A 10,268-nucleotide genomic window follows, 5' to 3' on the forward strand; every position below is an offset into this window, starting at 1 on the left:
GAAAGGAGTAAAAGGATGGTTTATAAATTTTTAAGAAGATGGAAGGGTCTGTCTGTTGCAGGGCTGGTAGTGTTTCTTCTCTCTTCGGTAGTGGTGGGAGCAGAAAAGAGGAAAGAAGCCCTGGAGACCATCAGTGTTACAAGAGTTAAAGTGGAGCCAATTGAGGATGAAGAAGGAGTAGTAGGAGTTGCTAAGGTGATGCTCAATGAATGTATCGTGGTGCGAGAAATAAAAGTAATGAAAGTTGACGATAAAACAATGTTGAAATTTCCTGAATACATAAGCAAGAAGGGGATTGTCTATCCTCAAATAAAGTTCTTAACAAAAGAAGCGAGAAATACTGTAGTAAAAGCAATTGAGACGGGAGAGCCCTCTGAAAATAAGGTTGAACTGGTCTCTTTCAAAGTTACGGATTGGTTCAGGTTAAGGAGAGCTGGGCAGAGGAAAGTTAATGTGGAAGTTACCTTCAATAATGCAGTCGCTGTCTCCTGTGGAATAATGGAAGGTAAGAGGGGCCCTTGGATTGCCTGGCCAGCGAGGCCACCTGAAAAGGGCAGGCATAGCTGGATAAAACAAATTTATATTTACGATAAGGGAGTTAAAAAGGCTGTAGAGAAATTATTATTGACCAAATACGAAGCAATGTTACAAGAAGAAGGTGAACAGTGGTAGCTGAGAAAATAAATCGCATATAAATAGGGAGTCTGTTTATTAGAATCCTATGAGAAAACTTGTTATTTTAAAATCGATTGGGGTTCTTTTTTTATCTATTGGTCTTTCTCGTGGAGCGTCGCCAGGAGATGTTGTAATTAATGAAATTGCTTGGATGGGCACTACTTGCTCATCTTATGATGAATGGATAGAATTATATAACAACTCCAGCCTTTCTATTGACTTAACTGGTTGGAGTCTAAAAGCAGCCGATGGAACACCCGATATTTCTCTGGTTGTAATTATTCCGGCCAAAGGTTACTTTCTCTTGGAAAGAACAGATGATCAAACAATAAAAGATTTGGAGGCTGACCAAATCTATACAGGTGTTTTAGAAAACACAAGTGAAGACTTCCAACTCAGGGATGCTTCGGGTAATTTAATTGATTCAGTACCTTGTGAAACAAACGGAGATTGGTTCGCAGGAGAAAAGGACGGTGCTTATACAATGGAAAGGATAGATTCCGGTTCTCCTGGGACTACAAAGAATAACTGGCATACTAATGATGGAATTACGAGAAACGGTACTGATGCTGAGGGCAATCCGATTAATGGCACTCCTAAGGCTGAAAACAGCAAAGGGTTTGGGACTCAGCCGGAAGAAGAACCTACCACAAAGACAGTTGAAGTCACTAGTTCTCCCTTTTTCCCTTATAACGATATAAGTAGTAGGCCAACTGAGGGGAAAATAAAATATAATGTACCCGATGGTTCAAGAATTACGTTGAGAATTTTTGACGTTAGAGGGAGGTTGGTTAGGGTGCTGATCGACCAAGAGGTGGATTCTGACGGGGAAGGCTCTGTAACCTGGGATGGCACGGATGATTCTGGAGACACAATCGTGCCAATTGGAATTTATATCTGTCACATTGAGGCACTGAACGAAAACACAGGAAAGGTAACTAAAAAAACAGACACAATAGTGGTAGGAAGAAAACTTAGATAGAGATATGATAAGGAAAACTTTTCTCGTAATTTCTGCTTTTTTGCTTTTCTACTTCTCCAACATTTTACCCAGTTATGGGGCTTTTGAAGAGAAGGGAGCGGGAGCTCGCCCAATGGGGATGGCTGGAGCGTTTACAGGTGTGGCTGATGACATTAATGCTATTTACTGGAATCCCGCTGGATTGGAACTAGTCAAAGAAGTAGAGGCTATGACGATGACCACTCGACTTTTCGGGCTGAAAGATTTGACATATTATCTGTTTGGGGCAGTAGTTCCTACTAAAAAAATAGGAACTTTTGGATTATCTTATTCACAGTTCGGGTGTTCAGAATATAGAGAGAGTCAGACTATTATTTCTTCCGGGCAGAGTTTGGGGAGTGGTATATATTTCGGCTTCAATATGAAAATTATGAGTCTAAAGATCAAAGGAGCCAGCGCAAACTCAGAATATGGTAGGGCTTCGGCTTTTGGTCTGGATGTGGGAGCTCTTGCCGATATTAGTTCTAAGTTCAGGCTGGGAGTTATGGCAATGAATCTAAATAGTCCCCGGCTTGGTAGCTCCCCGGAGAATTTAGCCCAGATGATTAGGGTGGGGGTATCTTTTCAGCCTCTTTCTGGTTACATTACCTCTCTCGATTTGCATCTACCAATGAGTTCGATAATGGTTGAGCCTGAGATAAGAGCTGGTTTTGAGGTCATCCTGAATAGAAATTTTACTTTGCGTGTCGGGATAGGGAACGACCCAGCGAGATTTACTGGAGGTTTTGGCTTTCGCTGGAACATATTCAAATTCGATTATGCATTTTTGAGTCATCCTTTCCTGAACGGTCAGCATTTGTTCTCTTTCTCTCTACATTTGGGCAACCAGACTATGCAAAATTAATTGGCACTCTAAAGAGTGCCCGACCAGTAATGATGGTAAGAATTGTTGCTATTATCTTTGTTTCGTTTATAATTTCGATGACCAATCTGGGTTCACCAGTGATAGGTCAAGTTGCATTTGAAGAGGATGAGGCAGAGACAATATCTCCCGGGGCAGTGGATAAGGAAGAACTTGCTGAGTTGAAAGACCATCCACTCGATTTAAATACTGTCTCTTTCGACCAATTGTTAAAGCTTCCTGTAATTGATTCGCGCTTGGCAAGGGCAGTCATTCTCTATCGCCAACAGAGGGGATTTACAGAAGTGGAAGAACTTAAGAATGTGCCAGGGATGAGTGATGAGATATTTGAGGGAATAGCTCCCTATATTAAGGTTGAACCAATAGGAGTGCCTGTAGCCCTGCAAGGTGATTTCCGATGGAGAATGAAGATGGCAAAGCCGGATAGTGAAGCTTATCTTAATGCTGACCCTAAATTTCAGAATCCCCCATATGTTTATAATCGCACAAGGTTGAAATATGGAAATCACTATGAAGCCGGGTGGGTCCTTCGTCACGGGGGTGCTCAGTCAGACAGTGGTTCGGAACCTGCAATTAGTTTTCATAATCTCTGGAAATACTATTTGACCAAATATTGGCTGGTAATGCGAGATGTTTATTCCTTTGATAAGATAGTCATTGGGAATTATAAGCTTCAGTATAATCAGGGATTAATTTTCTATTATCCTCTGGCAACAGAATTGGTCAGACCAGTAAAGATTAAAGCAAAAGGTATTGCTGAGGATAAAGGGACAGCACCAAATGTTTGTTTCAGAGGAGTGGCAGTAAATAAAAGAATAAAACAATTCGACTTGGGTTTCTTCTATTCGAATAAGAAGCTTGATGCGTCCTTGAATCCAGATGGTACTGTGAAAGAGAGCCTGGTCGCTATTAGAGCAAATATGGGATATATTACCAGTGATAAAGAACTGGAGAGAAACGACAAGTTGACTGAGGAACTGATTGGCGGTAGGATAGCCTTTAATTTCTTAAGAGATTCACAGATTGGTTTTATGGGTTACCAGAGTAAATATAGCCCCAGTATTAATCCATCGGAAGAGAAAGGATACTATCTATTTCGAGGAGAGAGGAACAGGGTTTTCGGGTTCGATTTTAATACCTGGTATAAAAAATTGAATCTTTACGCTGAATATGCCAAGTGCATAAGTTATGGTGAAGCATGGTTGGTTCAGCCTATGCTCAAATTAAGCAACTTTACTTTATGGGCGATTATCTATAAATATGACCCAGATTACTATAACGAACATAGTAGTGCCACCACTATAGTTGGGCGTAAAGATGAAGACTGGAATGAAAATGGAGTATTCCTTGGTGGAAAGTATGAGGATAGAGAGAGAGAAGTGCAAATTTATTTTAGGCCTGTTGGCCATCCTTGGAGAGAAGATAATTTAATGCCCACAAAGGATAAGGAGTTCTGGTTCAATATTAAACAAAGAGTATCAAGGAAGCTGGAACTATATTTCCGACAGTGGAACCACTGGTATGATAAAAAGATAGAAAATAGAGATTTATACCAGAGCTGGAAGAAAACGAGAGTGCAGGTTACCTGGAATCCGGATGGCAAGGTGAGGTTTAAGGTAAGGTGGGATGGGAGAAAGAATAGTATTTATGAGCTTAAGCAAGTGGATAGAGGACACTTAATTTTTGGCGACCTCAAATACAATGCAACTCGTAAGTTAAAACTTGAAGGGAGGCTCATCTTCTTCGAAGCTGAGCCAGGAGTTGCTATGAGCGAAATTGAATTCTTATGGCCTATGGGTTTGACTCCCTTCCATTGGTGGACTTATGGTAAAGGTGTAAGGTACTACTTAATGGTAACACAAGAAATTACAAAAAATACCAGGCTATGGATTAAATATGAAAATACACGCTATTACAATGATTATGGCATAAGCAGTCCGGAAAATAAAGAAGAGTTAGATAAGATAATCGGAAGCAGAAGACACGTGTTCAGGTTACAGTGGGATGTGAAGTGGTGAGACCATCAGAAACTTCGAAAATAGGTGGGGTACAAAGGAAAGATGAAAAAAGAGAGAATTGTTTTTGTGTTGGTTAGTATTTTTTGTTTTTTGGTTTCGAGAGTTGACGCGCTTACTTATCTGGGAGTTTCTCACTTAGGAGATCCCATTTCTGGAATTGGGGCTCGATCTATGGGAATGGGAGGGACATCAATTGCCAGTGCAACCGATTCTTCTTCTATCTTTGTAAATCCCTCCTGTCTCGGGGTTTTGGAGAAGAAGGAATTTTCATTAGCCCTGGGAATAGCGCCGGTTGTAGAAAAAGTGGTTACAGAAGATGAATTGACTTATTTTAATTCTCATTACTATTTTCAACTCAACAGTGCTGTAGTTGCTTTCCCGGTTAAAAGAAAGTTAATGCTGGCTTTAGGGCTTGCTCCCTTATACGACAACAATTACCAGCATGAGAAGTCCATCTTTGATGCAGGCTCGCCGGGCGAGAAAATTGGCTCTGCCAGTATCAATGGAAAAGGAACCCTCTATGCCTATAGTTTAGGAGGAGCATGGAAGCCCACGCCATATTTATATATAGGTGGAACGATTAACTTCTTGGAAGGAGAGAGTAGTCTTAAGAGCAGTTCGACTATTTACGCTTCTCCTCCAACTGCCGTAACCGAGCTCAAATCAAAGATTTCTGGTTTTAACTTCACGCTCGGAGGAATGCTTTATTTCACTGATGAGTTTAGAGCTGGATTTATTGTTAACACAAAGGGAAAAGTCAATGATAAATGGGAAGCAGATTATCCTACGTCCAAAGAAGAAGGCAAAACAGAGCTGAAATTTCCTCTGTCTTACGGCCTTGGTGTAGCCTATACTTTCATTGATGAAATCTCTACCACAATAGCGGCTGAGATTATCTTTAGCGAATGGTCGAGATTTAAATCGGGAACCAATTACCGGGATACCTTTGAATTTCGTATTGGTGCAGAGCACTACCTGAGAGATGCTCTTTGTTTAAGATATGGTTTCTATTTTCAACCCTTTTATGGCAGTAAAGAGTTTCAGATGGTCTCCTTTACTGGAGGCCTGGGATACAGATTTAACGATATATTATCTTTCGATTTTGCCGGGGAGTTCGGCAAAAGGAATTATTATGGAGATGCTGCCTTCTTTGAGGAGCGTCAGAGAATAGATGAGACGGTAATGAGGATACTGGTAGCCATAAGAGTTCAACATTAAAAAGCTATGTGCTTTAACACATAGAGGAATCAGATTATGATCTAAACTTCTAGTTTAGCATAAACAAGGGGCCTATGGATTCAAAAAAGAGTACTTGACTTTTTATTGGTTGGTGTGCTAAATTAAATTAGTTAATTTTGTTTTAAAAAGGGGGGCGTATTATGAAATTTGTAACTTTTGAAGAAAGAGGAAGGTTAAGAGTTGGTGTGGTCGTGGATAATAATGTGATAGACCTGAATGGAGCATGTATTAGCTATTTATCCAAGGTTAAAAAGGTTACCAATCCCGAGGAAACCGCCTGCCGGACTGTACCCGTTTCCATGGTGGAATTTATTGCAGCTGGAGAGCCCGCGCTTAAAGCAGCCAAAGAGATAGTTGGTTATGTTGAAGGTGAAAAATTCAATGTGCCGGGTGCTGTTTTTCCCCTGGAAAAAGTGAAATTGAAAGCTCCCATACCGAGACCGCCTAAGATAGTCTGTATTGGCATAAATTATGAAGACTATCGCAAGCAGTTGGGTTATCCCAAGCCTGAGGTTCCTATCTTTTTTATCAGAGCCCAATCCACGGTGACAGGTCCTGATGAGCCTATTGTCATACCGAAAGGCGGGAAATGGCCCGGGACAACTTCTAAATGTCTTTTCCAGGAGTGGGAGTTCACTGTAGTGATTGGGAAGAAGGGCAAGCATATTCCCAAAGAGAAAGCGTATGATTATATTTTTGGATATACAATGATTGTAGATGTCACAGCTCACGATATAGAGATGATTCAGCCAGGCCATGTAATGTACCAGCAGAGGTGCAAGGCGTTTGACACTTTTTGCCCTATGGGTCCCTGGATTGTGACTAAGGATGAAGTTCCTGACCCACATAATGTGAAAATGATTAGAAAGAGAAATGGCAAAGTCGAGTGCGAATCGAACACGAAGAATTTAATTTTTAAGATACCGGAAATTCTCGAATTCTTAAGCGATATTATGACTTTGGAGCCGGGAGACATATTTTCCACGGCCAGTCCTCCAGCAGGTCCTGAAGAAGGGCTTCAGCCGGGCGATGTGATTGAGTCTATTGCTGAGGGAATAGTTAATTTGAGAAACCCTATTATCATGGAAAAATAATTACACAAAAGAAGCCTGCTTAATAGTAAATCTCACCACATTTCTCCTATCTCAGAGATTCGTATCAACTGAATCGGCCTCACACAAGGACAATGAATGAGGAGATTTGGTTTAACGCCACTCATCTTGACTGTTATCAGCTATATTTTAGGAATTCTCCTGGGCAATTTCTTCGCGGGAGCTAAATATTTCTGGTTTCTAATAATTTTTTTATCTTTCTTCGGACTGGCTTCAATTTTCTATTTTATTCTTCAGCGAAAACCAGGAACTATTGTTTTAATCTTTTCCGTTTTAGCCTTCCTCGCTTTGGGTATTGCTCGACATTTGGGAACCCGCCTTCTACCTCCTGATGAGATAAGCCGCTGTATTTCTTTTCAAACTCCGAAGAGAAGTCGTCTTACTGGTGTTGTAGTTTCAATTCCTAATAAGGCATCAGAAAAAATCAATTTTGTTTTAGCTTGCGAAAGATTAACCACTGATAAGAGAGAAATAGAAGTAACAGGAAAAACGCAGGTCTTTCTCTATACTTCTGAGCCTATCCAGATAAATTATGGAGATAGACTGAACATTTATGGTAGACTTTCCTCTCCTTTTGCGTTAACTAACCCGGGAGTATTCGACTATCGAAAATATCTAAGCTATCGGAATATCCATTCGCTTTTTTCCGTCTACAGGAGTGAAGATATTGAAATATCAGGGCGGGGAAAGATAGGCATCTTCCGTTCGGTTATTTTAAGAATTCGAAGAAGAATAGAATTCGTTATCAAGAACACCCTGCCTCAATTGGAATCTTCAATTCTTGCGGGGGTGATGCTGGGAGAGAGAACTGCTTTACCCAGACAGATTCAAGGGATATTTACTGATGCCGGAGTAATCCACACATTGGCTGTGAGCGGGTTGCACGTTGGGTTAGTCCTTTTCATATTCTATGCCTTCTTTCGGGTAATGGGAATTCCCAAAAAGACAACCTATTTTTTGACAATATTGGTGGTCATTCTATATGCTCAGGTGGCTGGTGGTCGGCCCTCTGCTATAAGGGCATCGATTATGGCTACCTGCGGGCTGGTGGCAATTCTTTTGGAACGGGATAAACATCTATATAATAGTTTAGCTCTGGCTGCTTTGATTATTCTACTGTTGAATCCTTTTACTCTATTTGATGTTGGGTTTCAACTCTCATTTATGGCAACCTTAGGAATCCTCTATCTTACTCCCCATTTCCTGGGTTATTTTCGTTTCAGTAAACCTCGTAAGTTCATTACTTACATTTTAACTTCGCTGGGAGTCTCTGCTGGAGCATTGGTTGGTGTCTATCCCATAGTTGCCTTCTACTTTAATAAAATTTCCTTAATTGCTCTAATCTCCAACATTCTGGTTGTTCCTCAGGTTGCTATAATTATAGCCCTGGGATTTGCCGCGTCAATATTTGGTCTTTTCTCACTGGGGCTTGCTCAGGTCATTAACACAATTAACAGGCTATTCATAATTATTCTACTCAGATGTGTTGGATTTTTTGCTTCATTACCATTCTCGTTTAAATACGTAGTGAGTCCTTCTCTTATATTTTTGTTAGCTTACTACCTTTTCTTTGTCTTTTTGCCGAAAATAGAATCTTCCCGCTTTGCTCGCAGGCTTCTCTTGTTTTTTCCCCTTATTTTTCTGTTCTCAATAACTGGAAAGAAACTATTACCTTCTCATAATCTATCGATTACTTTTCTCGATGTAGGACAGGGAGATGCCATCCACCTTAGACTGCCTGACAGGAGAGACATATTAATAGACGGTGGTGGCGTAATAGGAAAATTCGATATAGGAGAAAAAGTAGTAATTCCTTGCTTATTGAAAAATGGCGTCTCCAGGATAGACGCTATCTTTTTGACTCACCCCCATTATAACCATATAAGAGGTTTAATTCCTATTTTGAAAAAATTTAAAGTAAAAAAAGTGTACTATAATGGACAAAATTACAATGATGACCTTGTTGATGAGTTCTTTCAGATTATCAAAGAGAAGAGAATTCCCCTGAAATATATAGCTTATGACGAAAAAGTTGAATATAAAGATGTAAAACTTCATATTCTGAATCCCAGAATTATGAGAGAGAATATTGATAGTAATTCTTTGGTTATGAAGTTGAGCTACAGAGATTTTGGAATTTTATTCACAGGAGATATTGATTATGAGGTCCAGGAGGAGTTAACCAGAGAAGAGATTGAAAGCGATATTCTGCAGATACCTAATCATGGTAGAGGGATGGTATCTCCAAAATTCTTATATAAAGTGGCTCCTAAATATGGTATAATACCAACCAAATTTCAAGTTAGAAAATTGGAAGAAAGGTATAGTAAGATAAAATTTTTCTCTACTTCTAAGAATGGCGCTATCGTTATAAGAACTGATGGGAAGTCTTTCCAGATAGAACCAATGAGAGAGGGGGAATATTGAAAGAATTATTAGTAATAAAGATTGGCGGGAAACTTTTGAAACAGGCAGTGTTGGATAGTCACCTGGAAAATGTTATCTCGCTGGCAAAGGGAGGGAAACATCCAGTCATTGTTCATGGTGGTGGGCTGGAAATTACTGAAAAGCTGGGTGGTTTGGGTAAGAAGACGAGATTTGTCAAAGGACAAAGGTACACAGATGGTGAAAGTCTGGAAATTGTGGAAATGGTTCTGGCAGGTATAAATCGCAGGATAGTGAGGAGGATTAATCTTTTGGGAGGGAGGGCTGTGGGCATTTCAGGGAAGGATGCTTTTTTAGTAGAAGCGAAGAAGCTGGAAGGAAAACATGATCTGGGATATGTGGCTGAAGTGGAGAGGGTAAATCCTGAAATTCTACACATCCTTTTGGATAATGGTTTCATCCCGGTTATCTCTCCTATGGCTATGGATAAGAAAGGAGTCACTTATAACATCAATGCCGATATCTTTGCCTCCCAATTTTCAGCAAATATTGGAGCAGAAAGATTAGTCTTCTTAACTGATGTGCCCGGCATTCTGGAAAATCCTCAAGATGAGAAGTCTGTAATCGAACAGATAAAAATAAAAGAGGTTGAGGAGCTGGTGAGAAAGGGAACGATTACTGCGGGGATGATTCCTAAGATAAATTCCTGCGTCCAAGCCCTCCAGAAAGGTGTAAAAGAGATAGATGTCCTTGATGGTCGAAAAAAAGATGCTCTTTCACCTCTCATTGATAAACAGATGAAATTGGAAGGAACGAAAATAATAGAGTAGGGGCGGCACTCCGTGGCCGCCCGAAAGGAAGCAAAGCTTACGCTTTGCTGCTACAAGTGGTGGTATGTGATGGATTATTCGGTTGTGATTCCTGTTTATAACGAAAGGGATAATATCGAGATTTTA

Annotated in this window: 8 protein-coding genes; all 8 read left to right on the top strand. The window is 40.3% G+C overall.

Going from position 1 to position 10,268, the window contains the following annotated elements:
* Window positions 1–15 precede the first annotated feature (15 nt).
* On the top strand, window positions 16–672 hold the full coding sequence (locus VMW39_04530; protein HUW23278.1) for a septation protein SpoVG family protein: 657 nt from the start codon (window positions 16–18) through the stop codon (window positions 670–672).
* 49 nt (window positions 673–721) lie between these two features.
* The gene (locus VMW39_04535; GenBank protein ID HUW23279.1) at window positions 722–1,657 is read left to right on the top strand and encodes a lamin tail domain-containing protein; all 936 of its coding nucleotides are present in this window, start codon (window positions 722–724) and stop codon (window positions 1,655–1,657) included.
* Between the two features lie 4 nt (window positions 1,658–1,661).
* Window positions 1,662–2,540, top strand: coding sequence for a hypothetical protein (locus VMW39_04540; protein HUW23280.1), 879 nt, complete (start codon window positions 1,662–1,664; stop codon window positions 2,538–2,540).
* 29 nt (window positions 2,541–2,569) lie between these two features.
* Window positions 2,570–4,576: a helix-hairpin-helix domain-containing protein gene (locus VMW39_04545; GenBank protein HUW23281.1), complete on the top strand. Its 2,007-nt coding sequence runs from the start codon at window positions 2,570–2,572 to the stop codon at window positions 4,574–4,576.
* Window positions 4,577–4,618: 42 nt separating this feature from the next.
* Complete coding sequence (locus VMW39_04550) at window positions 4,619–5,794, top strand: hypothetical protein (protein ID HUW23282.1); 1,176 nt, start codon at window positions 4,619–4,621, stop codon at window positions 5,792–5,794.
* 161 nt (window positions 5,795–5,955) lie between these two features.
* Window positions 5,956–6,909, top strand: coding sequence for a fumarylacetoacetate hydrolase family protein (locus VMW39_04555; protein HUW23283.1), 954 nt, complete (start codon window positions 5,956–5,958; stop codon window positions 6,907–6,909).
* A 96-nt stretch (window positions 6,910–7,005) separates the two neighbouring features.
* Entirely contained in the window at window positions 7,006–9,354 is a 2,349-nt protein-coding gene (locus VMW39_04560) for a DNA internalization-related competence protein ComEC/Rec2 (protein ID HUW23284.1), read from the top strand.
* Window positions 9,351–10,142: an acetylglutamate kinase gene (gene argB, locus VMW39_04565; GenBank protein ID HUW23285.1), complete on the top strand. Its 792-nt coding sequence runs from the start codon at window positions 9,351–9,353 to the stop codon at window positions 10,140–10,142. The genes VMW39_04560 and argB overlap by 4 nt, the downstream gene beginning before the upstream one ends.
* The last annotated feature ends 126 nt before the right edge of the window (window positions 10,143–10,268 follow it).

It is taken from the genome of bacterium, from assembly GCA_035530055.1.
In the GTDB taxonomy this organism is placed as follows: domain Bacteria; phylum UBA6262; class WVXT01; order WVXT01; family WVXT01; genus WVXT01.